This is a genomic window from Neobacillus canaveralius (genome assembly GCF_047237705.1).
In the GTDB taxonomy this organism is placed as follows: domain Bacteria; phylum Bacillota; class Bacilli; order Bacillales; family Cytobacillaceae; genus Neobacillus; species Neobacillus niacini_K.
Genome location: NZ_JBDFLL010000001.1, coordinates 3,829,952 through 3,855,780 on the forward strand (window position 1 = coordinate 3,829,952; position 25,829 = coordinate 3,855,780).

A 25,829-nucleotide genomic window follows, 5' to 3' on the forward strand; every position below is an offset into this window, starting at 1 on the left:
CTCGAATCATAGTTTTTACTTTTTGAATTATTTCTTGGCAGTTTACACTTTTATTAACTTGAATTATGCTTTCTTATATCCAGAAATAAAAATCCATTACTCAAATAACAGGGAGCATATATGCAACGAATAGAAATTGAAAATTATTTGGACTCATTGAAGTTTGGGATTGATGAAGAAAAGGTTTTGAAGGAGTATAAACCAACGTACAAAGAGATAGATGGTGAACAAGTTTATCTTTTTTATAAAGGATTTGATATAACCGATTTACCCATTGAAGAGAACGTATCTATTTCACAGCAGCCTCATGATACAGATATTCCTCTTCATATGCATGACTATATTGAAATGATGTTTGTCTATAGGGGCACCTGTACAGTGAAAGTTAAGGGAAAGACGATTGATCTAAAAAAAGGAGAACTCATATTACTTAACAAAAAAACACCGCATAGTGTTGGTGCAACTAACCAGCAGGATATTGTTATAAATATGATTCTGAAACAGGATTATCTCTCTCCTAGCTTCCTAAGCCGATTTTCCCAAAAAAGCATTATCTCTGAATTCATGATTGAATCGCTGCTGAGCAATCGCAGGCAAAATCACTTCCTTATATTCAGACCAGGTGAACACACGAATGTGATAGAGATCATGGAGAATATTATGTGTGAATTTTTTGAACGGGACTTCTGTTCTGGAGAAATTATTGACTCTTATTTGATTGTTTTATTCTCCACACTCATACGATATAAAAACAATCTGACAAGTCAAGAACCACTTAATCAAAATGACGATACAACGTTAGTAGATTTTTTGAGATACATCGAAGAGAATTATAAGAACTGTTCCTTGGTTAAAATGGGACAGACCTTTGGCTTCAATCCAAGTTATTTGTCCACTTTGCTAAAAAAAGGTACAGGAAAATCTTTCAAAGAACTTCTACAAATCCAACGGCTAAACCAAGCAGCTTTGTTTCTTTCCAATTCCGGTTTGCCTATTCCTGAGATTGCCGAGGAAGTAGGTTATTCCAGTGTTACTTTCTTTTATAAAAAGTTTAAGGAATTGTATCATGACACCCCATATAACTACAGGGAAAAGAACACAATTTTAAGGAATAAATAAACAAAACAAGCTTGAAATTTCAAGCTTGTTTATTGTAGAAAGGCTTCTTGTTTCGAAACCCGTATCATTTCACTAGGGAAGTATTTATTAAAATACTTTTCTACCATGACATGTAAATCTTTTCGATACCACTTCGATAAATCATGTTCCTTAAATAACATGGGCATTCCTAACCGCCCGGAACGCTTCCCCTCTGCACCATCCCCAATGGTTAACGTATCAATCCAAATGTGATCGACAATTCCGTCCAACACTTTTGGAAAATCAGGAGTAAATGGCAATACTGGTGAGATTGAAGCTTGTGTGGTTATTCCTGCATCATGAATCTCTTTCAAAGCCTTTAACCGTAAGTTAATTCCTGGAGCAAAAGGAGCAAAAATTTGTTTTATATCTTCCCTGTCTGTTTCGACTGTCATCGATACAAGGACTTTACATTTTTCTTTAAGTACTACTAACAAATCAAGATCTTTTGTAATGAGTGGGGATCGTGTTTGAATCCAAAGAGAATCAGGTGGATCTTCTATCATAGCTTCTAATATCCCTCGGACAAGGTTTGCTTTCCGTTCAATAGGCTGGTAAGGATCGGTTGCAGATGACATAAATATATGTGCTGGCTTGTTTTTCTTGCGAAGCCTTATGATTTCATTGCGGTAATTTTCCGCTGCGTTGGTTTTTATGTCTAACCATTCTCCCCAGGGGATTTCTTTGAATCTTTGAATCGGCATTTCTCTGACATAGCAGTACCTGCAAGAAAAAGCACAACCACTATATGGATTCAATGAATGTGTAAACCCAACATCTAAATAACCTTTTGCTTCGGTTAGGATTTTCTTAGCCAGAATTTCTTTTATTTCAATCCCCATTTCTTGCGCTCCTTCCTTGGAAGTAAACTGCTCATTCTTCACTTCTTGACATTATTCATATTATATCAATAAAAATAGACCAACAAATAGTATTACAAATTTGTTGGTCATAACGTTACCGTTTTCTATTAAGTTTTATGAACTCTATTGCTTAGACAGCCTGTTTACTAATTGGTCCGTGGTTGACTTCTTTTTCTGATCCCATCTCTGGAATTGGAAGGACAAAAACAGCTGAAAGAACTGAGAATGCTGCTAGTACTAAGAAAAAGAACGTATACCCATCTCCACCAAATAAGCTTACCCCAAGTGCGATTAAGGCTGGTGCTGCAAAGTTTACTAGAGTTGATGCTAGATTTGTTGTTGTATTCATAATCGAGATATCTTTTGCAGCATTTTCTTTTGAAGGGAGAATACGGTTTACAAGAGCATTGTCTACTGCATTGTACATACCAAAACCAAAATTGAAAATAAAGTTACCAACGATTACCCACGTTACGTTAGGAGCAAAGGCAAATACAATTAAACAGATTCCTGTAAGAAGCGCTGCACCGAAAACAAAAGGCTTTTGTTTCTTAATCTTATCTGATAGAAAGCCGCCAAGGATTCCGGCACCAACCATCATCATTATTGTCGGAGCCATAAGACCCATAATTTTAAAAATTTCGGCTTCTCCTAAATGAAATCTCGCGATATAGAAAAGGGTTAACATATTCATACCTGCATTTGTAAAATAAATAAATAATTTCGTTAATAACGCCCAAGTATAGGATGGATACTTTTTAAAACTAGGATAGAAACCACTAAGTACAAACGACTTTTTCTCACTTTTTGCTGCTACTGGAACATAATTATCTTTAATAAGAAGTGCCGCTAACGCTCCACCAATCAATTGGACAATAATCATCGTAATCATTTTCTCTTGAAGAGTAGAATCAGCAAAGACTCCCATAAGCATTTGACCGGTCATTACGAATGCAGGTCCTGCTGCACCAAGCAGACCCGAAACTCGACCAAACTTTTCCTGTTCAATTTGTTCTGGGACAATCGCATAGCATGAAAGTGAAACCATACCATAAAAGAAATTTACTAGACATAAGCTAATGATAAACATTGGGATTGATGAAGCGGTGGAAAGAGCAAACATCGATAAAGCTCCTCCGATACTGCCTGCAATAATCCAAAACCGCCTTCTACCCATCTTGACACGGGTTTTATCTGCAATCACACCACTAAATAATCCAAAAAATACTATCATAATACCGGTAACTCCAGAGGCTGTAGCAAATGCCGTGGTCGCCTTTTCTGGTCCAACAATGTTGATAACAATAAAGGTAGAAAGTCCAAATCCGAGTAATACTAAAGGCGCTATCGAGGTACCAACCCCAAGCATTGCTGCGATTAATAATCTTACAAACGGTGTTTTTTTCAATACAGTGTTCTCCATTTTTTTACCTCCCTTTAATATAAAACGTTTACTTCATATCTGGTAAGGTTCTTCTGATTTAACACCAATAATCCTTACCACTGGAAACGCTTCCTTATATTCTTCATTATAGAGAGATGAAAACCTTTTCACTATCCGTTATTTGTTCAAAGCAGGTCCTTAAATTGTCTTTTCAGTATTTCATGGTTCTTTTTTCCTAACTGATAGCAACAAAATAAGGCAGGTTTTATACCTGCCTAAAGTGTCCTTAGTGGACGGATTTCATAAAACTGGACCTCATGGGGTTGAAGGTTTGTATTCAAGATAAAATCATTCTCAATCCTTACTTCGCTGACATGCTGTTTAGGTATACTAGAGGATTTTAAATAGTTTGTGTCTTCATGACTAAGTGATTCTGGAGCGCCCATTTCTACCCACTTATCAAATGCACTGCCGTTTTCGCGGTTTAATACATGCTGTTTAATTTTATAATTTCCTTTTTCCAACCCGCTCAGAATCAGTTTCAACTGGATTTCATCACGGTCAAGGAATACATTATACCGATTCTTGCTATCAATATTCGCATGCTGATTCATACAATAAAGCATGTCATAATGACAATAATGATAGAGAATCATTTGATATCCCTTCGGACTTTTTGTCATAAAATAGCCTTCGCCAGCTGCAATCATCTGATCTCCTAATTTCCCTAGGAATTCATAGGCATAATAGGCTGGTTTAGGGATACTTTTATTTGTTATTAAACCAAGACCACCATGAAAAGTGGATACTGCAGCCCTTTGTTCTTCAATTAAATCAGAGACAGTCCAATATCCAAAACTGCCAATTGAGTCCATATTTTCAAGCAGGTTTTTAACAACAAATGCCGCTTTAAAGCTAGTGTCATTTGTTAAATCACGGTGAAAGGCTGTAGAATTCCATTCAGTTAAGTGAAGCTCAACAGTATCCATTTTCTTTTCTGCAAGGATTTGTTTAATTTTTATTATTTTGTTTTTCAAAAAGTCTTCATCCCTGGAGATATAACCAAATTCAAATGAACCTTCATCTAATAACTTCTTTTTCTTATTGATATCAAGCTCATCATGCATATAACAATGGAATGAAATGAAATCCGGTACACAGTTTTCATTCATACAAAAATCAAGAAATTGCTGCAGCCAGTCACTATTGTTGATTGATACGATACTCGGGCCGCCTACCTTATAAGCAGGATTAAGAGTTTTTATCGTTTGATAGGTATTTTTATATAGGTGGCAATATTCCTCAAATGACCCTCTCCAGAACACAAAGAAATCCGGTTCATTCCAAAACTCAAAATACCATTGCTGAACTTCGTCTATCCCATACCTATCCTCATAATGAATAATAAAGTTTCTTACAAGCAGATTCCATTTCTCAATATCCTTTGGTTTGCTGATAATGCTTTTTTTATAAAAGACTGTTTGATCCTGGTTTTCCGCTAATTCTCCCGGCATATAGCCGAGCTCCACAAACGGTTTAACATCAATACTTTGTAAAAAATCAAACAGTTTGTCTGTATAAAGGAAATTAAGCTCTGGCTCACCTAGCTCATTTTCTCCATATATCATCATTTCATCATCAAATAATCCATGAAAGCGAAGATATTGAAAGTTTGTCGCCTTTTTCACTAGCTTTAGCTGATCTTGTACATCAGTGTAGAGACATTCTTTCGCTTTTCCAACCGTCATTAGTTTTTTCCAAAGATGTTGGAGTTTCGTTTTCTGGTTGTTACTTACATCAATGGAATATTGTTTTTTGGTGACCGATTTACTTTCTATTTCTATTGTTTTATCCCCCGAAGGTAAATAGGAAAATAGTTTTGAGAATGCCTGACTTTTGTCTATCTCAACATAGTTAGCCAGCGTTACTTTATTACTATCACTTTTCCTTGGTTCCATTTCAACTGCGCGTCTATATTCACTTGGAGTTTGATGGTAGAATTCCTTAAATGCTCTGTTAAAAGCTTTTACACTCGCAAATCCATTATCAAGAGCTATTTGGGTCAGTGGTATATCGGTAAACACAATATCTTTTACGGCGTGATCTAGCCGAATACTATCAACATATTTGGAAAAAGGCATTCCTAAATGTTTCTGGATAAACTTCGATAAGTAATGGACGGATAAGAACTCATTTTGCGATAATTCATTTAAGGTAATGGGCTGCCTAAAATTTTCTTTCACGTAAGATGTAATTCTCAATAAACGTTCAATATGTTTTTGGCTTGAGATTTTATTTTCCCTTTCTTGCTCATCTTTAAAGTTCTTGATTAACAAGTAGATTAATTGAAAATAAAGTGATTTGATTTGAAGCTCGTACCCCTCTGCTTCTTTATTTACCACCCACATCATTTGTGCCAGAAGCGCACGTAGTTCGTTGAACTCCTCTTGGTGGTTGTCATCATATAAGAACGATTTACAAGAAAAAGTATAGGAATCCAGATTCTTACTATTTTCCTTCAGTTCTGGAATTGGCACCTGAATCGCCAGTAATAAATTTTCCTCCTGATGCTGAATCGAATGGATATCATTAGCATTGATAAGAAAAAGATCTTTTTCATTCAATTCAAAACGCTTATCATTAACCGAAACATTTACTTTTCCTTTTAAAACAAAAATAATTTCAATACTGTCATGCCAATGGTTTGTTACATAATCGACACTATGCAAGAAAATATGTATAGGTAGTTCTTTATTCATTTCAATTATTTCATATGTAAAATTCATACCAATCACCTAATTTATTCAGCTTTTATAACAGTATAACTTAATTAAAAATAGCGACAAGGCTTAAACCAACTGTCGCTGTTATTATTTAACTAAAAACCCTTAGTTGCCTAAGAATATTTTATATTAAGGAATCATTGATTAATTTTATCCTTACTGCATTTTATTATCCTAAAGTGTAAAGGCAGGATGTAACTATACACCAGGAAGAAAATAGGTATGCTAAACAAATGGTTCCAATTAGTAAGTTTCATATACCCTACTTTTTCCACTGACCATTCAATAAGAAAAGATATAACCGTAAATATAATAACCAAAATCCATTTATTGGATTTTTTTAGATAATTTAAATAAATCACTGAAAGAGAAGAAGGAAGAAAGTTGTAAGTTATAAATTCACCAATGCCTACAATTTTAGGATTACCAAAGTCAACTAAATCTAAATATTTGGCAAAAATGCTATCTGACACCCAAGTTAGAAACCCAATAACACCCATTGTAATATAAAGCTCTCTCCAGCTTATTTCCTTCTTAGGCATGAGAAGAGCATACAAAAATAATATTAATCCCAATGATACTGGCAACCAAAGTCCTTTTGCACTTAAATCCAAATTATTAAGTATCGACTGCATACATAGACCCCTAACACACTTTTTATTAATATCGTTTCCAAGTTACCGTATTATACTAATAAAAAATTTGTCTAGTACCATAACAAAAAAGACCTATGTACTATAAATACTTATTATTTCTAATTTGCTAATGTTAGTTTAATGTTCTTTTCCTCTAACTGTTTTTTTGTTTCTTCATCTATATTTGAATCAGTAATAATGCAGTTAATCTTTGTTATAGGAGCAATTTGTGAAAAGGCTCGTGTTCCAAATTTACTTGAATCAACCATTAGTATGGTTTCATCAGCAATGTCCATCATTTGCTTCTTCAACAGTGCTTGTAGTTCATTAAAATCACTTAATCCTTTTTCAAGGTGTACGCCTTTGCAAGAGATAAATGCTTTGTTGACGTGGTACATTCCGAGCGACCGTTCAGCAAGTGGACCTACATATGATAGAGATTGTGTCAATAACGTTCCACCTGTGGAAATCACTTTGATTTGTTCCTTTTTGCTCAGTTCAATCGCTACTTTAATGGAGTTCGTTAGTACAGTTAGTGGCATGTCCTCTAATTCCTTTGCCACATACCATGCCGTTGTACTTGCGTCCAAAACAATTTGGTCCCCCGCCTCAATGGAACGTACTGCCTCAACCGCAATCGCTTTCTTCTCTGCCGCGCTGGTAATTTCCCTTTCTATATACGAGGTTTCACCTTGATCCTTTTCAATACTTACTGCACCGCCATGACTTCGCATTAATAGATTTTCTTTTTCAAGCTTTTCAAGATCCCTGCGAATTGTTTCTTCCGTAACAGAGAAAATTTTGCTCAGTTCCGTAACCCTTACACTTAGACGTTCATTCACTAAATCAACAATTTTTCTTTGCCTTTCTGCAACTAGCATGTCCTTCACCCTTCCGAGCAATTTTTATTTATATTGTTTTATTCTTTATTTATGTTTGTTTTCATTTATTACTATAACATAATGTTTGAAAAACAAAAATAAGTTATAAAAATAAAAAGCATATATTAGTTACTTTTTGCAAAATATAACTTTGTTGGAAGTTAAATGAAAGGAGTATTTTTATGCAGAATAATCAACCACCGATTCCACTCCCACCGAGGGCTATTACGACAAAGGATGTGCTTTACATAAAGGACGCCTTATCATGGGAGCTTTTAGCATTTAAGAAATTTCATTTTATGGCTAATCAGATCCAAAACCCTCAATTAAAGGATGCACTGACTAAGGCAGGTCAAATGCACCAAAATCATTATCAACGATTACTAACTCACCTTCAGGTGGATAACAATACTGTATTAGCCAATCTTCCAAATACACAGCAGATGCAGCAGCAGTAACAATTATTAAGGAACGGAGGAAGATTAATGTCAAATCAGCAAAGTCAAAACAGTAACCAAATTGCGAACCCTCAGACCGGAGAATTGCCTAAAGTTAAAACTCCAGACATGAACGATCGAGATTTTGTTAATGACGCACTTAGTACATGTAAGTATTTAACAGACAGCCTCAATATTGCCGTTAGAGAAGCAAGTCACGAGCAGCTTCATTCTGATTTCTTGCAAATTCTGACTGAAACACATCAAAGCTGCCGGGAACTTTATAACCTCATGTTCCAACATGGATGGTACAAATTAGAGGCAGAAGAACAGCAAAAATTGGATCAAGCTTATCAACAATTCAATAACTATTCATCGCAATTTCCATATTAAAGTCAGCCTTTGGGGGTCATGCGATTTTGAAAAAGGACGAAAGAGTTAAAGTAACAAGGCTTATGAAGTCAAATAAAATAAATAAGGCTGCAGAAAGCCTTAATAGAACTGAAAATGACAATATAAAAGACTATGATAGAGCCTGGGAAGATGACCGTCTGTAAAAATAAACTGTGTTAAATTTGTCTGTTGATTTGTGCTCCACTAAGGAAAGCTTCTTTGAATAATCACCGCAGGGACAGGAGATCTTTGACTGTCACGAGGCACTTCGCTTTCCGCGGGCGGTCCGGGGAGCCTCCTCGGCGCTTTAGCGCCTGTGGGGTCTCCCCAGCCCCGTCCTCCCGCAGGAGTCTTCGTGCCTTCCGCACAAATCAACAGAGTGCCAATATCAAAATTTCAGCCTTAACACAGCCAAAAATAAAAAAACAGATCCTATTTGAACTGCCCCACTTGTTAGAATACATACTAACATAAGGGTACAGTGCAATAGGGTCTGTTTTTTACATGATTTGATTAGAGCTTTAATAGGACCTCTTTATCATTAAGCTTTTTTAACTCTTCAATAATTGCTTTCACTTTATCACTGGTAAGGTTAGTCTCCTGTAATTCCACCAATTCTTTTAAACTTCTTGCTTTAGTTGAAAAAATACGAGGTGGTTTGGTTATTCCTGGGGAAGCCTTTTCTAAAATTGCCACCGCCTCTGGATAGTCTAGGAAATCGATTAGTTTCGTTCCCTCCGTAAACACTGGTTTCAACCCACGTTCATTATGGTACTTAAAGTGATAGGAACCGGATCCTACTGTTAGTCGTACACCCTCTTTGGATTCCGAATAGGCAGGAATGTTTCCAGAAATCAACGGTTGATTACCTTCACGAACCTCAGAAAGACGAGCATTTGGTAAAAGGATTTCTGCAGTGGTATTCGCAGGAATCTCCACTTCAATTTCAACCTCATCTTGTGTAAGGTGCCATGAGGAACGAATCTTCCCGTACATCGATTCATAAGATGCTTTTGCATGAGTAAACGAAATCCCTGCAAATTTCGGTTCAATTTTAATTCTCTTATACGCTGGACTAGCTGCGTCCATATCCAACCCGGCTACGACTTTGTACATCCAATTTCCGATTGACCCATATGCATAGTGATTTAAGGAGTTCATCTGGTCGCTCCAGAACGAACCGTCTGGCTTAATGCTATCCCAATGTTCCCAAACGGTTGTGGCACCTTTTTTAATTTGGTACAGCCATGATGGGTAATCTTCCTTCATTAATAATTTAACGGCTGTTTCATGATATCCGCCTTTTGATAGAGCAAAACAGATATATGGTGTACCAACAAACCCAGTATTCAAATGATAATCGTTTTGAATAATCAACTCATTTAACTCATGAGCTGTCCGTTCTTTCGCCTTTCCTTCGACCATATCAAACATTAAAGTAATTATATGGGCAGTTTGGGTCGGGGACACCAATCTTCCTGATGGTGAAACAAATTCATGGTTAAATTGATCAATAATATTATTCAAAAGATCACTATATACTTGAACCTCATCGAATTTCCCAAGGACCTCTGCAGCATCTCTAAGAATTCTCGTAGAATATGCATAAAAGACTGTAGCAATAAGATCTTTAGGCGTAGCACCAACAAAACTATTTTCTTTAGCGTCAAGGGCTAGCCAATCGCCAAAGTGAAAGCCTGTGTTCCAAAGATATTCATTTTTACCCTGGCGTCGAATATATTCTACCCATGCTTTCATGCTGTCATATTGTTCTAAGAGTAATCGCTTATCACCGTATGTCTGGTAAACTGTCCAGGGAATAATCGTTGCCGCATCTCCCCATGCAGCAGAGCCAACTCCCCCTTCAACATTAGGAATAACAAATGGAACATTTCCGTCTGGAAGTTGATCAGCTTTTAAATCTCTAAGCCATTTTGTAAAAAATGATCCTCCATGATAATTAAATAGTGCTGTTTGAATAAAGACCTGTGCATCAGCAGTCCACCCCAGCCTTTCGCTTCGCTGAGGGCAATCTGTCGGCACATCAAGGAAGTTCCCTCGCTGTCCCCACACAATATTTTGATGAAGTCGATTGACCAATGGATTTGAGCATTCAAATTCACCTGCTGGCTCCATGTCAGAATGGACCACTTCTCCCACAAAGTTTTCAAGCGGTAGACCTTTTTCCTGTCCAGGATAGCCTTCGACCTTTACATAACGGAAACCCTGGAAGGTGAAATGCGGAGCAAAGTTTTCCGCCCCCGAACCTTTTGTGATATATTCTACCTTCTGCTTCGCAAATTTAAGATTTCCAAAGTAAATATTGCCGTCCTTATCCAGCACTTCGGCATGTTTTAAAACAATTCGAGTTCCTTTTGGAGCGCTCACTTTAAATCGAATTCGACCAACCATATTTTGACCCATGTCAATAACTGTATCTCCTGATGGTGTTACAAAAGAATCTATTGGTTTTAATACTTCTGTTACACGGGTTGGAACATTTTCCTGTGCAACTAATTGAGTAATGGGCATTTCTTGAATAATTGTATCTGCCCAATCCACATCATTATAATCTGTTTGGCTCCAGCCTTCTTGCTCAAGCCTTGCATCATATGTTTCACCATGATAAATTTCCGAAAATAATATCGGTCCTGTTGAAGCTTTCCAAGTCGTGTCCGTTACAATTACATCTTCTGTACCATCGTTGTAGGTAACATGGATTTGGAAGAAAGCAGCCCGTCTGTCTCCATAGATATTGCGATTATTTTCCCTGACAAGGTTTCCTTTATACCAACCATCCGCCAACATAATGCCTATTGCATTGGAACCATCTTGAAGCTGAGCCGTTACATCATACGTTTGATACTGAAGGCGTTTATGATAACTAGTCCACCCTGGTGCGAGAAGTTCATCGCTGACACGATCTCCGTTTAAAAATAATTCATATAAACCAACACCTGTACCATAAATACGTGCAGAAGAAATTCCAGTTTTTAATGTAAATTCCTTCCTTAGAAGAAAGATAGATTCAGTAAGTGGATCAATTTCTTTAGGTTCTGGAGTGATCCATTCTGCTTGCCATTCTTCTGGATCTAGCAATCCTGTTTCCCACCAAGCTGTTTCACTCCAATTGGATTCTCGGTCAAAGTTATCCCAAATCTTTACACGGTAAAAATACCTAGTTCGAGGGTTTAATTCAGGACCGCTATATTCTATATGAATCGATTCATCTGACAGGACAACACCTGTATCCCATAAGATTTCAGTGAAATTCTCCTGATTAGGACTCACTTGAATCTGATAAGCCGTTTGCAGCGTTCCCCGTCGGTCAGACTGAAATTTCCAGCTAATACGTGGTTTTTTTATATCAATTCCTAGTGGGTTTGTTCTATACTCACAAGTTAATGCTCCTACTTTTATATCAATCATTTATAACATTCCTTTCTACAAAAAGGTTGGGGCACTCTATAATAGAATAGAGTGCCTCTCATTTAATAAACAAATTATTATTTAGGCAATTATTTCTTTAGTAGCATCATTATTGGCATTAACCTTTGAATCCATTTCTGGAATTGGAATGACAACAACTGCAGAAAGAATGGAGAACATAGCTAATACTAAGAAAAATAAGGTATATCCATCTCCACCAAACAAGCTTACCCCTAAAGCAATGATACTAGGTGCTGCAAAATTTACTAATGTAGAAGAAAGACTTGTTGTTGTATTCATAATTGAGATATCTTTTGCTGCATTCTCTATCGAAGGTAGAATTCGATTTACAAGAGCATTGTCAACTGCATTATACATTCCAAAACCAAAGTTGAAAATAAAGTTACCAACGATGACCCATGTAATGTTAGTTGAGAAAGCAAAGGCAATTAAACATAGTCCGGTAATAAGTGCTGCACCAATAACAAATGGTTTCTGTTTCTTTACCTTATCTGATAGAAATCCTCCTAGGATACCAGCTCCAACCATTAACATGATTGCCGGTGCAGTAAGTCCCATGATCTTGAATATATCCGCTTCTCCTAAGTGAAATCTTGTTATATAGAAAAGCGTTAACATTCCCATCCCTGCATTAGAGAAGTTAATAAACAACTTTGTTAATAGCGCCCATGTATAAGAAGGATGCTGTTTAAAGCTTGGGTAGAAACCACGAGTGCCCAATGATTTCTTCTCATTCGTTGTAGCAATAGCAAAAGAATTGTCTTTAATAAGGAGTGCAGCTAAGAATCCGCCAATCAATTGGACAATAATGATGGTAATCATTTTCTGTTCAAGGGTAGATTCCGCAAAAGCTCCCATAATCATCTGACCTGACATAACGAATGCAGGTGCAGCTGCACCAATTAAACCTGCTACCCGGCCATACTTTTCTGGTTCTACTTGTTCAGGGACAATCGCATAACATGAAAGTGAAACCATTCCATAAAAGAAATTGACTAAACACATGGTAATAATAAACATCGGGATTGATGAAGCAAACGTAAGGCCAAGCATCGACAGAGCGCCGCCAATACTTCCTGCAATTATCCAAAACCGCCTTCTGCCCATCTTTAATCTCGTCTTATCTGCAATAACCCCACTAAGAAGTCCGAAAATGACGACGGCAATACCAGAGATTCCAGTGGCAGTAGCAAATGCAGCGGTTGCATGTTCTTGTCCCACAATTCTTATGACAATAAATGTAGATAGCCCAAACGATAGTAGAACCAAAGGTGCAATTGATGTTCCAACACCGAGCATAGCTGCCACTATCAATCTTATAAAAGGTGTTTTATTCATTACCGCATTGTTCATTTTTTAACCCCCATTGTTTATCTCTATAATTTAGTTAATAATGTGTTGACTTTTGCTATGCTTCCAAGAAAATTAGCGCTTCCCTTTACTTTTCTTTCCTGTGTGGAGCGATCTACTTCAATCAGACCAAATTTCATTGAATACCCAGATTGCCATTCGAAATTATCAAAAGTCGTCCAGTGGAGATAACCTCGGACGTCTACTCCTTCATCCAAACAAGCTTGTACACCCTCTAAGGCTTTACGAATAAATTCTACCCGTCGCTCGTCGTTTTCTGTTGCTATACCATGCTCTGTAATCATAATAGGAATCGATAAATCTTTAGAGACCTTACGAATTACATTTCCAAGCGCTTCAGGATAGAATTCATAACCCATTAGCGTAAGTTCTGCACCATCTTCTGGTTTCACTTGTCCTTCTGGCCCGTAAACTTCTCTTGTGTAATTTTGGAGTCCGAAGAAATCATCTTCAGCTACCATATCTAAATATTGTCGGAAATAACTGTGCCATTTTTTTTCTGCCCATTCCTCACCGCCAGGGATAGACTGAATATCTGAAAGTGCCATCGATAAGCCGACTTTAGTATTTGGCTGAATCTGCTTAATCGCCTTGCGTGCCTTTCGATGAGTTTCTTTTAAGATATTGATAGAAGTCTCATCAGAAATCATATGGAACGTAAAGTAATTTTCAATGGTAGTTCCGCACAACTTAGCCGCTGACTCTCGCCATTTAGGTGCCTCCCAAGCATCTCTTGCAATCCCAACCGGCGCTATAAAGCCAATCTTAGAAAAAATCTCACGCAACATGACAGGCAGGTTAATTTCATTCATTGTTAGTACGTACGGAATTAAATGGCCGATTTCTTTAAACACAACCTCACAATAACTCGCAAACCTCTCGGGAACCTCAGGGCTCGCCCAACCTCCCAATCTCATTAGCCACTTAGGTGAAGAAAAGTGGTGCATTGCTACGACTGGTGTTAACCCATATTGGTAACAAGTTTCAAGTACTTCCCGATAATGCTCGATGGCGGATCGTGAATAATACCCTGGTTCTGGTTCGATTCTGGACCATTCTATAGAGAATCGATAGGAATTCAATCCCAGGCTGGCCATGAGAGCAATATCTTCCTTATAAAGCCGATAATGATCAATGGTATCCCCTGATTTATCTTTATAAGGTGAACCCTCTGCATGCTCCTCTGCCCAGAAATCGCTGTTAATATTATTCCCTTCAACTTGATATGCTGCTGTTGTTGAACCCCAAAGAAATTCTGGTGGAAATTTATAATCCATTTTTAAACACCCTTTCAATCCTTACTTCTACTCTTTCATTGTAGCAAGCGTTTTCAGATGTTTTAATAGTAAAAACAAAGGAGATTATTGCTCGAATCAAAGATTTATTCTTTAAAATTATCGATCCTTTTGCAAAATAAAAAACCGCCCAGCAGGCAGTTTATAGGAAAGTCCTTTCTCAATTAGCCGGAGAGTGCATGGATTGTGTTTCCCTATATTCTTTTGGTGTTTGGTGAAAGATATCATTAAACTTTTTATAAAAAAAAGACACACTTGAATATCCAACTTCATCTGCAATATCGGGGATTGGCAAGTCAGAGTTTGATAGATAAAGAGCAGCTTTATTCAACCGTTGTATTTGGAGGAGATCCTTGAACGACTTCCCGGTCGCTTTTTTTAGAACAGCCGATATATAGTTTGGGTGATACTTATAATGGTCCGCTATGTCTGTTAAACTGCATTCTTTATAATGGTCTTCAATATACTTTAAAAAATCAAGAACAATTGCATCCTTCTGGGTTAAGTCTTTTTCCCGTGTGCTTGCTGTGCTGTTACTCTGGCGTATTAGCTCTGTAAATAGGATAAAAAGATAGCCATTAATCATATCTTTTGAGAAGAAGTCCCTTTCGAAATATTCGCACATAACTTGTTCCATAATTGCATGGACTTTCGACCGTGCATTAACAGGAAAATAGAGATAATTATTTGCTCTTCTGCTGTCGACCAAAGAATCAATCAAAAATTGAGAAATGATACTTTTATTGGTAAATCGGCTAATAAATCCTGATGACAGGTAGTCATGCTTCAGTTTCATTTCTATAATGATATCACTATCAGATGTCTCTTTAACCGTATGAGGGGTGTGTTTATCAATTATTATAACTCCCCCCTCAGTAAGCTTAATTTCGTCGCTTTGCAAAACAACCGTGCATTCTCCCTGATAGACGTAAATGAATTCAATATATTGGTGAGTGTGCATGGGTATATAAGCTGCGGGCACACGCTGAGAAATGAAAATGTTATCTTCAATCGGATTGAATGAAAGGTCTAGAATCATATCAAACAAGTAAACTGGTTGTCCATTAACTAAATTTATTGGTTTAGCATTGTAGACACCCTTTATATGGTTCCAGTCAGGTGCTTCTTTTGTGTTGTTAGTAAGCAGCAAAGACTGTAAATCATCACTATTCATATGAAGCCACCTCTATCTTTAAATCAAGCAAAATATTATGAAAAAATTATTTATAGAATAGTATACCATGTCATTTAGATATATGGTAGCAAACGTTTTCAACCATAATGATATCAAAAACAAACATAAAAGTTGCTCGAATCAAAGATTATAAAGAAAAGACAGACTCTAAGGATATAATCCTTATCTAAGTCTGCCTTTTCAATATTTATAATTTATCGCTTTAATAGAACCTCTTGCTCATAAGCTTTTACTTCTTCTAACCAAGATTCTCTTACTGGAACACCCATTTTTTCACAGTAGTAATCCCAAATTGCACCGAATGGATACGTTTTGAATTCTTCCATTAATGCTAGTCTTTCTGTAAAGTTTCCTTCTTCTTGAAGCTGCTTTAAATATTCATTTGGTACTAACATCGCATAAAGAAGCGCTTTGATCATGTTGCGTGTACCAATTGTCCAAGCAGCCACACGGTTAATACTTGCATCAAAGAAATCTAGTCCGATGATCACACGGTCTAAGGCATCGTTACGAACTATCTCTAAAGCAATTTCTCTTAATTCATCATCAAGAATAACAACATGGTCGCTGTCCCAGCGAACTGGTCTTGAAACGTGCAACGCAAGTTTTTCGCTAAATAAAAGCATAGAAGAAATTTTGTTTGATACTGTTTCTGTTGGATGGTAATGACCAGTGTCTAGCAAGCACAATTTATCGTTTTTCATTGCATAGTTCAAATAAAATTCATGTGAACCAACAACATAAGATTCAGAACCAATACCGAATACTTTACTTTCGACAGCATCTAAGTTGTACTTTTCATCTGTTTCAACTGCAAAAATCTTATCTAATGATTCTTTTAATCTCTTTCTTGGAGTAAGACGGTCACTCGGGATATCTTTATAGCCATCCGGGATCCAAATGTTTGTTAATGCTGGTGTACCAAGCTCTTTTCCAAAATATTCACCAATTTTACGGCTGCCAATACAGTGATTAATCCAGAATTCACGAATTTCTTCGTTTGGATGAGAAAGTGTTAAACCATCATCCGCTTTTGGATGTGAGAATAATGTTGGATTATAATCTAACCCAAGTCCATTTTCCTTTGCCCATTTTACCCAGTTATCAAAATGCTTTGGTTCAAGTTGATCACGTTCTACCACTTCACCATTTGTTTCAGCATAAATAGCATGAAGGTTCACGCGGTGCTTACCAGGGATTAATGATAATGCCTTCTCTAAATCACTTCTTAATTCTTCAGCATTGGTCGCTTTACCAGGATAATTCCCAGTTACATCAATACCACCTGATAATTCGTTTTGGTTTACTTCAAATCCAGCAACATCATCGCCCTGCCAGCAATGAATCGAAATCGGTACGCTTTTTAGCTTTTCTACTACTTCCTCAACGTCTACTCCCCATTTAGCGTATGCTTGTTTCGCAAGTTCAAAATTTTCTTTAATAGTCATGTTTATACTTCCTTCCTTTAATTAGCTGATTACATGCTGAGCTGGTAGATATTTTTTTACTTCAAATGAATCTTTAATAATCGAACGTGCTTCTTTAATATCATTGATTTCCCCAAGAGCCATTAATTGAGCTGCTATGTTACCAATCGCAGTCGCTTCTACAGGTCCAGCAAATACTTCTTTATTTGTTACATCGGCAATCAGCTGGTTAAGCATTTCATTTTGACAGCCGCCGCCGATAACATTTATTTTTGTAAACTGCTTTTCGAAAATCTCTTCTATTTCTGCAACTGCCTCTTGGTAGCTTACTGCAAGACTATCAAACACACATTTTGCTACTTCACCAGGAGTACTAGGTACCTGCTGCCCTGTTTCAATACAATAGTTCATGATTTCTTCAATCATGTTATCAGGCTTTAGGAAACGGTCATCGTTTACATTTACAGTCGCCTTATAGTCTCCTGCTTCTCTTGCTAAATCCACAAGTTGTGCAAAGGAATATTCATCATTGTAGTTTCGCTTTACTTCTTGGATCATCCAAAGACCCATGATATTTTTCAAGAAACGGTATTGGTAATCAATTCCGCCTTCATTGGTAAAATTATAGTCCAATGCCTTGGTTACACAGATTGGAAAATAGTTTTCCACACCAATTAGTGACCATGTACCAGAACTGATATAAATCGATTCATCTTCTTCTGGAACAGCAATAACCGCTGAGCCTGTATCATGTGTGGCTGGAAGAATAACTTGCAGGTCAAAACCAAGCTCTGAAACTAGTTCCTGTGAAAGTGTCCCAAGAATCGTTTTTGGAGTTTTGATTTCTTCAAACATTTCTTTATTAATCCCAAGAACATCTAATATCTGCCCATCCCAGTGTTTCGTGAAGGCATTTACCAGCTGAGTAGAGGTGGCATTGGTGTATTCATTTGCTTTTTTACCAGTAAGTAAATAATTGAAATAGTCAGGAATCATTAAAAATGATTTTGCTTTTTCGAGGATTTCAGGATTATTTTTTTTAATTGAAAATAATTGATAGATAGTATTAAACTTTTGGAACTGAATGCCTGTTTCAAGGTAAAGTCTTTCCTTTGAAAAAAGCTCAAATACCTCTTCCATCATCCCATCAGTCCGTGGATCACGATAAGAAACCGCTTCGGTTAATGGCTGATCATTTTCATCCAGTAACAAGAAATCAACCGCCCAAGTATCAATTCCAATGCTGTCTGGCTTTATGCCCAATTCCTTGCATTTTTTCAGTCCATTTTTGATTTCTTGAAAAAGTTTATCGGCTTCCCAGCAAAAGGAATCCCCTTTTTTCACGATTTTGTTTTCAAAGCGATGAATTTCTTCTAGTTTTAACAGACCACCTTCAAGATAGCCCAATATAAGTCTTCCACTTGATGCACCGATGTCGACGGCTATACTGTATTTTGGCATAAACATCACCTTTCTGTTGGGAACGCTTACTTATATCTCTATATTACTAGAAAAATATGATATTCCTATATCGTGATTCGACTAATTTATTGTCCTTATTTGCAAAAAAAACAGAGATCCTTCAAGTTGAAAGGATCTCCTTCTCTATTTATTCAGAAATGAGTGTAAAAAATTCATTGATTTTCTTCAAATTTTTCGTAGTACTTGGTACACATAACACCTTGTTTTCATCCAATGCCAGCGGTGCCAGTAGTTTAATATCAGAAGTGCTAATTCCATAAACTTTTTCATCAGATGGTACCAATTTTTTGGTTCCCTTGAAATCATTTAATGCCAGCAGCGCGTTCTGCGATGAAATTTCTTCAAATAATTCTTTCTCCACAATCATCAAATCAATAGATCCAAGAGAAATCTCTGCTGCCATTTTTTGTATTCCTGCTCGCGATGCTTCGTCCATGCTTGATGTATTATAGGTTAAATGTTGAACAAAAACTTCTTCATCCGCTTTATCTTGCACAAGCTTGTTGGTTAATTGTTCTTGTAATTGAACGACACCTTCTGGATTCACCCCTTGTCCGATAACGGTCATATTTAAGACAACTTCTTTTTTCCCACCGATACTACTCACAAACGAAATTAAGAGGATGATTGCAACAATTGTCCCAATGATATGAAACTTATAATAGTCCCAGATATAAGCTATTCTTTCTTTTGGACTCATGGGTGCAAGGATTGCTTTGATGTTTTGCTTCATTTATTGTTTCTCCCTTCCATGACTTATTAACGCTTTCAAAATGATAGTTTAATATGATTTTAGTATATAAAATTTTAAAATACCACTACCTTCATCGCGAGCTGTTGATTTTTTCAGAAATTTTATAGCCTTAACTCTATCTTTTTGATATCCTTTTTAAAAGAGTTTATTTAAAAACTGGCTTTAGAGAAGGGGTTCATATGGATATTTCAATCCTTGAAAAACAATTGAAATTAATGAGTGGTTTCGAAAAAAAGTATTCTGGAACGCCGGAACAACCCAAACGTTACTCTCACATTGAGGAAGTACTTACTTTTTCTAAAAACAAAGAAACTGACATCGTACCAGTCGATTATTTTTTTAAACCTGAGCAAAATGTTGTATTTTTAAAACACCCTCGATATATACAATTTACAGAACATAGGCATTCATTTATTGAAATGAATTATGTCTTGTCAGGTACTTCTAAACAGTATATTAATGGTAAAGAGGTCATTCTCAAAAAAGGAGATCTCTGTTTACTAAATACAAATGTCATCCATTCCATTGACAGCGCTTCAGAAGATGATATTATCATCAACATCATGATTCGAACAAGCTATTTCGACTCCGCGCTTCTTCAAAGATTATCGGGAAATGACTTGTTAACTGATTTTTTTGTAAACGCTATCTACAAACAAAAGAAAGAAAGCCAATATATTATATTTTCTGACGGTGAAGGTAATAGACTTAAAGACTTAATCCTCCAAGCGTTGAGTGAATATTATCATCCCCAGCTTTGTTCAAATGAAGCGATCAATTCCTATATGTTATTGATTTTTACTGAGTTGTTAAGAGGATATCATAACACCCCGAAAAAAAGTTCAGAACGAATTTTTAGAAAGGCTGTAATTTCTGACATCCTAGCATACATGGAACATAACTATGAAACCATTACTTTAGAAAAAACAGCTGAGAAATTCCACTTCCATCCGAATCATTTGACAAGACTTTTAAAAAGCAATTTAGGAAAAACATTTATTGAATTGTCCCATCAGCTAAAAATAAAAAATGCCTGTACCCTGCTTGAAAATACTGATTTAATAATTGATCACATTGCGAATAAAGTCGGCTACACCAATATTACTTTTTTCTATAAATCTTTTAAGAAAATTCACGGTATTACTCCCGCTGAATATCGAAAGAAAAAAATGAAAGCTCCACTCTGATAAATAGAGTAGAGCTTATCATTTTATATTTTTACACAATCAAGTAATTTCCATTTCAATTCAAGTTGCCCCGAACCTGCAGTGAATTCCAATCTATTATCCTTCTCATAGAATTGCACATCAGAATATCCCATTTCCTGAACTTGTTTAATAAGTTCTGGAATGTAGTCGATACTTACATTCGACAGAGAAATAACAGCTAATGTATTCGCTGGGACCTTGACTTGTAGAAGGATATTCTTTTCTTCTTGGATTTCCCAATTAACTTTAATTTCACCATACACGGACTCAAATTGGGTTTCTGCATATTTTAGTCTTTGACAATAGTGTGGTTCTACTTTAAATGTTCGGTACCCAGGTTCAATTGGAGTTAAACCGCCGATATGCCGGACCAGCCAATCCCCGATGCAGCCAAATGCATAGTGATTAAAAGAAAAAGAACCAACTGTGCCATCTGGTTTAATTGCCTCCCAAGACTCCCAAATTGTCGTTGCACCGTTGTTCACTTCATAAAGCCAAGACGGGCATGCTGTTTGGAAGAGAAGCTTATAAGCCATGTTCTCATAACCATTTTCACATAAGACATCCATTATATAAGCCACTGATAAAAATCCAGTATCAATTTTAAAATCATTTTTTTCGATTAACTCTACTAATCTATCTATCGCTTTTTTCTTGCGATTGCCCGAAAGAAGGTTAAATGCAAGGGCAATGGTATACACCCCTTGGTAATCTGCTGTAAGTATTCCTGAATCTTTTACATAAGCATGTTCAAAGGCCTCTTTTACCTTTTTATGAAGACCTTTGTAAAACTTAACTTGTTCATGTTTTCCAAGAACCTCGGCAATTTCAGATAATAAACCAGCAGAATAAGCATAAAAGGCAGTTGCAATACAATCCTTTGTTGCTAGAGCTGAGGCAATTGGCCCCTGCGGTTTTTCACCTAGCATAAAACTAGGAATCATCCAGTCGCCAAAATGGAACTTGGTATCCCATAAATAGCGCTCATAGTCATTCTCTCGATTTTCTTTATTTTGTGCTGCGCTTTTTTGCACATAATTCATCCATTTTTCCATAGATGGGTAGCATTGTTCAAGAACTCGTTTATCTCCATTTCTTTGATAAAGCACCCAAGGAACAATAATAATGGCGTCTCCCCATCCAGCTGATGAGATACTACCGGTAAATTTGAGATCATTCCAAATATCCTTTGGTGCAGGGCTGTAATTAAGGACTTCTCCTTCCTCTGTCTGCTCCAATTGTAAATTCCATAGCCATCTTGTCAAAAAGGACTGAACATCCATATTAAATGCAGCAGTAGGTGCAAAAACTTGTAAATCTCCTGTCCAGCCCGCTCTTTCCCGTTGAGGACAATCTGTCGGAATGGAAAGCATGTTGCCTTTTTGGCTCCATTGGATATTTTTCCATAGTTGATTAATTTCGGGATCAGAGGTTTGGAAAGAACCTGTTTGCTTCATATCTGAGCACAATACAATGGCTGAAATATCCTTAGGGAGCAGTTCTGAATTGTAGCCTGAAAGACGAACATAACGGAACCCATGAAAGGTAAAAGTCGGCTCGAAGATTTCTCCTTCTTCGCCGCTAGCCACATAATAATCGGTTTGCTCTTTATTCCTTCCGACTATATTATTAAAAAATTCTCCTTTTTGGTTCAGAACTTCACAATGCTCTATCTTAAGCTCCTGTCCTTTTGAACAGTGTAATTGTAACCGAACACGGCCTGCAATAACTTGACCAAAATCAATTATATAAGCTTGGTGCTTATTCTTCCAAATATCAATAGGTGCCAAGGTTTCAAGTGGTTTTACAAATTCTCCATATTGTGCACGCAAGTTATCCAACTTATAATCGACGACTTCAACAGATGACCATTCATGTGTTAATAATTGGTATCCTGGTCGGTCCCAGCCCGCCTTTTCTATCGTCTTATCCTTCTTTTCTCCAATAAAAATATCACTGAAGACATAGTGACTATCGGAGGATAAAAACGAGCTGTCAGTAGCTAAAACCTGTTTGGATTGATCACTGTAAGTGATTTCCAGTTGAGCAAGCAGCCCTAGCCTATTGCCGAATTGAGCACTTCCCCCAGGAATGCTAATTCTCCCTGCATACCAGCCATCAGCCAGGATTGCGCCTAATACGTTTTCTCCTTGAGTTAGATAAGGTAATACATCATAGGTTTGAAATTGTAAGTAATTTGAATACGATGTAAAATCTGGTGTAAATTCTGCCACTGTGACCCTTTGCCCATTTATTTTTGCATGATAAAGACCATGAGCAGTAATATAAAGTCTAGCTTTTTCAATTTTCTTATCTAGAACCTCGAACGTTTTTCTAACCAATTTTGGCGGATGCAATCTTTCTTCTGGAGAAGGTTGAGTCGATTTCTTCTTATTAATAAACATATCCTCTAATGTTAACTCTGGTTCTTCTGTTACATTCTCCTGTACTGGTTCTATCCATTTTGCAACCCAGTCATCTTCATGAAGAAGCCCCATTTCCCATTGTCCTTCATCACTCCAGCCAGATTCTTCCCCGTTCGAGCACCAAACACGTACCTGCCAGAAATATTCGCTTCTACTTTGTAAGGCGGGACCCTTATACGGGATGTTAATCGGTTCCCTTGAACTTACTTTGGTAGAATCCCAAATCATTTTCTTAATACCAGATGTTTCTTTCTGAAATACGTTTATTTGATAAGCAGTCTGTGTAATCCCTGCCCCCTCACTTATTATTTTCCAGCTAAAGCGCGGGTGCAGGATGTCTGTCCCTATTAAACTCTCTTGATTCTCTATTTTTAAATCTCTTATGCTTATCAAGCTGTTTTCCTCCTCACATTCCCTTTTTTCCTATTTTTGTTCATAAACCATGTTGGTATATACATTTGAATAAAAATGGATATTGCTATAATAATAATCAAGGTAACATTCATAATAGGTCCACCTCTATATGGATAAAATCCACGCAAATAGCGCGGATTTTATCAAGAATACTTACTGAGCAATGGTTACATTAGGATCTGAGTTTCTTTCAACTTCCGGAATTGGTTTAACAGCAACTCCAGCTAGGACCGCGAAAACAGAAAGAACTCCAAAGAAAAGTGGATAACCTCCAGCTGATACAAGCGGGCTTGCAATTGCATTTGTAATTGGCGAACCGATACTATTTGCAACGTTTACAAGACCCATATCTTTTGCCGCATCCTCAGGATGTGGAAGGATTCTTGCCATAAGCGCGATATCAACAGCCAGGAACATCCCGAAACCTAATGAAACGATTGCTCCACATACAAAGGTATATGGGATACTTGGTGCAAAGCTATATCCTAATATACCGATAGCAGTAACTATTGCTGAAAGTAAAACAAATGGTTTTTGACGTCCAATTTTATCTGACAGAATACCTCCGAGTATACTTGATACCGCTAGTAATGGAATCGTTATATTCATACTTAAGGAAACAATACCCGTCAAATCTTCTGGAGCAACATGGAAATGCTCCATAAAATAAACACTCGTATACGAAGCAGAAGCATAAGCTATTGCCATGAAAAATCTTGTTAATACACCATATGTGAAAGAAGGATGTTTTCTCGGACTAGGATAAATACGAGACATTTTTTCACCAAAAGTTAATGAATCAGTGGAGCCAGACTTCTTATATTCCACTTTACTTTCTTTTATTAAAATGCAAGAAATAATGGCGCAGACAACACAAATGATTCCAAGTAATAAAAATTTCTGTTCAATTGTCCAGCTATTCAATAAAAGCATGATGTTAATCCCAATCATAATGCCAAGCGGGCTGACAACACCGATTAGACCAGAGGCTGTACCACGTTTATTTTCTGGTACCTGATCAGGAATAAGGGCATTTAAAGCACAACTTACAAAGTTAAGCATGAAAGAAGCTAATGCCCAAAATAAACAAATCGTCACAAAAGTTTTGGAGGCTCCAACCCCATAAAGTAAAATGGAACCCGTGATTGCCCCAATTAATATCCAAGGACGTCTGCGCCCGAAATTCCATGATGTCCGGTCGCTTATATACCCTGCCAAATATTGTCCAAAAATGGCAGCGGGTGCTCCCATTATTGCGACCAGACTAAAATTTCTTGTTACGTTTTCAGGGTCAAGCATAGCCAATTTGATTGTGAGCAATAACGCCGTTGGAACAATTAAAGCAAGAACTTGACCAAAAGAACCAATACAAATACCTGCTACTAAACGACCAAACGGTGTTTTTATACTATTAGAATTCATTCTTCAACCTTCTTCCTATCTTTATTTGAAAGCGCTTCTAATAAATAGTTTAAAGGAGGTAGTACGAAATAACTATGTCGATATCTCACATAAATCCTATCCATTTCAAACATCAGTTTGAAATATCTGAATATTTTTTCTGGAAAAATGAGATGAAAAAAGGGACCAAATTGATTCCCTAACTGTTTAAAATACCTCATCTAAAGCAAAGATTATGAATTTCCAGATCGTTTACACTAGTAAAGTGTAATTTAACTTCATGCCTACCCGCAGCACCTTTGAAAGAAGAAGTGATAATATTCCCATTTTCTAGAATAATATTTCCTGAAGCTTCCTTTTGATCATCTAGAAGAATATTAACTTCACCACTACCAGTAAAAATAAGCCTGTCCATCTTCATCAATAAAGACGGCCGGATCGATTCCTCCGCATGGTAATTGAATTGGAGAATCAAAGGGTCCTTCAGGCTTATCTGCAACCGCGACCCCTTCACTGGATTCGGCCATACAAAAATACAAATAGTATTTGCCATTTTTATAGGTTGCATCTGGTGCAAACAACATATCATCAGGGAATTTAGGAATCTCTAACTTTCCATCCTTGGTATCTTTTTCAATCATTTTCTTCAAAAATGGAGTTGGTTTAGACCAATCAATGCTACCGGGATATTTTGGTGCATTCTTATCATTTACCCATTTTACTTTACTCGAATCAAACGATATTCCATGGTCTACCCAATCGACCACACTCCTTAGTAAGAAAGCGATTTACTTTCAGTATAAAGGAGCGAGAACTACGATACTATGACGATATATTGCACAAATCCTATCCATTTCAAACAAGAATAAACGCCTGAATTCAATTCAGGC

The 25,829-nt window shown here is 36.8% G+C and carries 21 protein-coding genes; 5 read left to right on the top strand and 16 right to left on the bottom strand.

Annotation, left to right across the window (positions count from 1 at the left end):
* Nucleotides 1-120 precede the first annotated feature (120 nt).
* A complete protein-coding gene (locus ABC255_RS19195; RefSeq protein WP_412996005.1) occupies nucleotides 121-1,119 on the top strand; it encodes an AraC family transcriptional regulator in 999 nt (332 codons plus the stop codon).
* 29 nt (nucleotides 1,120-1,148) lie between these two features.
* Here ABC255_RS19195 and ABC255_RS19200 read toward each other — a convergent pair whose 3' ends face one another.
* The 5 genes from ABC255_RS19200 to ABC255_RS19220 form a co-directional block, all read right to left on the bottom strand.
* Complete coding sequence (locus ABC255_RS19200; protein ID WP_412996007.1) at nucleotides 1,149-1,982, bottom strand: SPL family radical SAM protein; 834 nt, start codon at nucleotides 1,980-1,982, stop codon at nucleotides 1,149-1,151.
* 151 nt (nucleotides 1,983-2,133) lie between these two features.
* Nucleotides 2,134-3,426 carry an MFS transporter gene (locus ABC255_RS19205; RefSeq protein WP_412996009.1) on the bottom strand — a complete coding sequence of 431 codons (1,293 nt, stop codon included), beginning with the start codon at nucleotides 3,424-3,426 and terminating at the stop codon, nucleotides 2,134-2,136.
* 236 nt (nucleotides 3,427-3,662) lie between these two features.
* Nucleotides 3,663-6,173 carry a GH39 family glycosyl hydrolase gene (locus ABC255_RS19210; RefSeq protein WP_412996011.1) on the bottom strand — a complete coding sequence of 837 codons (2,511 nt, stop codon included), beginning with the start codon at nucleotides 6,171-6,173 and terminating at the stop codon, nucleotides 3,663-3,665.
* A gap of 134 nt (nucleotides 6,174-6,307) precedes the next feature.
* Complete coding sequence (locus ABC255_RS19215) at nucleotides 6,308-6,805, bottom strand: hypothetical protein (RefSeq protein ID WP_412996013.1); 498 nt, start codon at nucleotides 6,803-6,805, stop codon at nucleotides 6,308-6,310.
* 119 nt (nucleotides 6,806-6,924) lie between these two features.
* Nucleotides 6,925-7,686: a DeoR/GlpR family DNA-binding transcription regulator gene (locus ABC255_RS19220; RefSeq protein WP_412996015.1), complete on the bottom strand. Its 762-nt coding sequence runs from the start codon at nucleotides 7,684-7,686 to the stop codon at nucleotides 6,925-6,927.
* Between the two features lie 182 nt (nucleotides 7,687-7,868).
* Between ABC255_RS19220 and ABC255_RS19225 the strand changes: the two genes are divergently transcribed.
* From ABC255_RS19225 to ABC255_RS19235, 3 genes are read left to right on the top strand one after another with little or no spacing between them, the layout of a single operon-like run.
* A complete protein-coding gene (locus tag ABC255_RS19225; RefSeq protein ID WP_412996017.1) occupies nucleotides 7,869-8,144 on the top strand; it encodes a ferritin-like domain-containing protein in 276 nt (91 codons plus the stop codon).
* A gap of 27 nt (nucleotides 8,145-8,171) precedes the next feature.
* Nucleotides 8,172-8,516, top strand: a complete 345-nt coding sequence (locus tag ABC255_RS19230) for a spore coat protein (RefSeq protein WP_335535441.1) — start codon at nucleotides 8,172-8,174, stop codon at nucleotides 8,514-8,516.
* Nucleotides 8,517-8,542: 26 nt separating this feature from the next.
* A complete protein-coding gene (locus ABC255_RS19235; protein ID WP_412996019.1) occupies nucleotides 8,543-8,680 on the top strand; it encodes a hypothetical protein in 138 nt (45 codons plus the stop codon).
* Nucleotides 8,681-9,029: 349 nt separating this feature from the next.
* On the opposite strand, the gene ABC255_RS19240 is transcribed toward ABC255_RS19235, so the two are convergent.
* From ABC255_RS19240 to ABC255_RS19270, 7 genes are all read right to left on the bottom strand, one after another.
* Entirely contained in the window at nucleotides 9,030-11,945 is a 2,916-nt protein-coding gene (locus ABC255_RS19240; protein WP_412996021.1) for a family 78 glycoside hydrolase catalytic domain, read from the bottom strand.
* Between the two features lie 81 nt (nucleotides 11,946-12,026).
* Nucleotides 12,027-13,319 carry an MFS transporter gene (locus ABC255_RS19245; RefSeq protein WP_412996023.1) on the bottom strand — a complete coding sequence of 431 codons (1,293 nt, stop codon included), beginning with the start codon at nucleotides 13,317-13,319 and terminating at the stop codon, nucleotides 12,027-12,029.
* Between the two features lie 23 nt (nucleotides 13,320-13,342).
* Nucleotides 13,343-14,614, bottom strand: a complete 1,272-nt coding sequence (locus ABC255_RS19250) for a glycoside hydrolase family 1 protein (RefSeq protein ID WP_412996025.1) — start codon at nucleotides 14,612-14,614, stop codon at nucleotides 13,343-13,345.
* A gap of 178 nt (nucleotides 14,615-14,792) precedes the next feature.
* Nucleotides 14,793-15,806 carry an AraC family transcriptional regulator gene (locus ABC255_RS19255; protein WP_412996027.1) on the bottom strand — a complete coding sequence of 338 codons (1,014 nt, stop codon included), beginning with the start codon at nucleotides 15,804-15,806 and terminating at the stop codon, nucleotides 14,793-14,795.
* Between the two features lie 215 nt (nucleotides 15,807-16,021).
* The gene (rhaA, locus tag ABC255_RS19260; RefSeq protein WP_412996029.1) at nucleotides 16,022-17,275 is read right to left on the bottom strand and encodes an L-rhamnose isomerase; all 1,254 of its coding nucleotides are present in this window, start codon (nucleotides 17,273-17,275) and stop codon (nucleotides 16,022-16,024) included.
* Between the two features lie 21 nt (nucleotides 17,276-17,296).
* Nucleotides 17,297-18,715, bottom strand: coding sequence for a rhamnulokinase (gene rhaB / locus ABC255_RS19265; RefSeq protein ID WP_412996031.1), 1,419 nt, complete (start codon nucleotides 18,713-18,715; stop codon nucleotides 17,297-17,299).
* A 148-nt stretch (nucleotides 18,716-18,863) separates the two neighbouring features.
* Entirely contained in the window at nucleotides 18,864-19,469 is a 606-nt protein-coding gene (locus tag ABC255_RS19270; protein WP_412996033.1) for a hypothetical protein, read from the bottom strand.
* Nucleotides 19,470-19,669: 200 nt separating this feature from the next.
* Here ABC255_RS19270 and ABC255_RS19275 point away from each other — a divergent pair, with 200 nt between their 5' ends.
* Nucleotides 19,670-20,677, top strand: a complete 1,008-nt coding sequence (locus tag ABC255_RS19275; RefSeq protein WP_412996035.1) for an AraC family transcriptional regulator — start codon at nucleotides 19,670-19,672, stop codon at nucleotides 20,675-20,677.
* A 23-nt stretch (nucleotides 20,678-20,700) separates the two neighbouring features.
* On the opposite strand, the gene ABC255_RS19280 is transcribed toward ABC255_RS19275, so the two are convergent.
* The 4 genes from ABC255_RS19280 to ABC255_RS19295 form a co-directional block, all read right to left on the bottom strand.
* Nucleotides 20,701-23,517, bottom strand: a complete 2,817-nt coding sequence (locus ABC255_RS19280; RefSeq protein ID WP_412996037.1) for an alpha-L-rhamnosidase — start codon at nucleotides 23,515-23,517, stop codon at nucleotides 20,701-20,703.
* Nucleotides 23,518-23,691: 174 nt separating this feature from the next.
* Nucleotides 23,692-24,960 carry an MFS transporter gene (locus tag ABC255_RS19285; protein WP_412996039.1) on the bottom strand — a complete coding sequence of 423 codons (1,269 nt, stop codon included), beginning with the start codon at nucleotides 24,958-24,960 and terminating at the stop codon, nucleotides 23,692-23,694.
* A 196-nt stretch (nucleotides 24,961-25,156) separates the two neighbouring features.
* Complete coding sequence (locus ABC255_RS19290) at nucleotides 25,157-25,354, bottom strand: hypothetical protein (protein WP_412996041.1); 198 nt, start codon at nucleotides 25,352-25,354, stop codon at nucleotides 25,157-25,159.
* Nucleotides 25,329-25,706: a family 43 glycosylhydrolase gene (locus ABC255_RS19295; protein ID WP_412996043.1), complete on the bottom strand. Its 378-nt coding sequence runs from the start codon at nucleotides 25,704-25,706 to the stop codon at nucleotides 25,329-25,331. Before ABC255_RS19295 ends, ABC255_RS19290 begins: the two co-directional genes overlap by 26 nt.
* Nucleotides 25,707-25,829 lie beyond the last annotated feature (123 nt).

Excerpts from the sequence above, each read along its gene's own strand:
- ABC255_RS19270 (WP_412996033.1), bottom strand. The coding sequence starts at position 19,469 with ATGAAGCAAAACATCAAAGCAATCCTTGCACCCATGAGTCCAAAAGAA.
- ABC255_RS19210 (WP_412996011.1), bottom strand. The coding sequence starts at position 6,173 with ATGAATTTTACATATGAAATAATTGAAATGAATAAAGAACTACCTATA.
- rhaA (WP_412996029.1), bottom strand. The coding sequence starts at position 17,275 with ATGACTATTAAAGAAAATTTTGAACTTGCGAAACAAGCATACGCTAAA.
- ABC255_RS19290 (WP_412996041.1), bottom strand. The coding sequence starts at position 25,354 with ATGGACAGGCTTATTTTTACTGGTAGTGGTGAAGTTAATATTCTTCTA.
- ABC255_RS19240 (WP_412996021.1), bottom strand. The coding sequence starts at position 11,945 with ATGATTGATATAAAAGTAGGAGCATTAACTTGTGAGTATAGAACAAAC.
- ABC255_RS19245 (WP_412996023.1), bottom strand. The coding sequence starts at position 13,319 with ATGAACAATGCGGTAATGAATAAAACACCTTTTATAAGATTGATAGTG.
- ABC255_RS19225 (WP_412996017.1), top strand. The coding sequence starts at position 7,869 with ATGCAGAATAATCAACCACCGATTCCACTCCCACCGAGGGCTATTACG.
- ABC255_RS19200 (WP_412996007.1), bottom strand. The coding sequence starts at position 1,982 with ATGGGGATTGAAATAAAAGAAATTCTGGCTAAGAAAATCCTAACCGAA.
- ABC255_RS19215 (WP_412996013.1), bottom strand. The coding sequence starts at position 6,805 with ATGCAGTCGATACTTAATAATTTGGATTTAAGTGCAAAAGGACTTTGG.
- ABC255_RS19255 (WP_412996027.1), bottom strand. The coding sequence starts at position 15,806 with ATGAATAGTGATGATTTACAGTCTTTGCTGCTTACTAACAACACAAAA.
- ABC255_RS19285 (WP_412996039.1), bottom strand. The coding sequence starts at position 24,960 with ATGAATTCTAATAGTATAAAAACACCGTTTGGTCGTTTAGTAGCAGGT.
- ABC255_RS19275 (WP_412996035.1), top strand. The coding sequence starts at position 19,670 with ATGGATATTTCAATCCTTGAAAAACAATTGAAATTAATGAGTGGTTTC.
- ABC255_RS19250 (WP_412996025.1), bottom strand. The coding sequence starts at position 14,614 with ATGGATTATAAATTTCCACCAGAATTTCTTTGGGGTTCAACAACAGCA.
- ABC255_RS19195 (WP_412996005.1), top strand. The coding sequence starts at position 121 with ATGCAACGAATAGAAATTGAAAATTATTTGGACTCATTGAAGTTTGGG.
- rhaB (WP_412996031.1), bottom strand. The coding sequence starts at position 18,715 with ATGCCAAAATACAGTATAGCCGTCGACATCGGTGCATCAAGTGGAAGA.
- ABC255_RS19205 (WP_412996009.1), bottom strand. The coding sequence starts at position 3,426 with ATGGAGAACACTGTATTGAAAAAAACACCGTTTGTAAGATTATTAATC.
- ABC255_RS19220 (WP_412996015.1), bottom strand. The coding sequence starts at position 7,686 with ATGCTAGTTGCAGAAAGGCAAAGAAAAATTGTTGATTTAGTGAATGAA.
- ABC255_RS19230 (WP_335535441.1), top strand. The coding sequence starts at position 8,172 with ATGTCAAATCAGCAAAGTCAAAACAGTAACCAAATTGCGAACCCTCAG.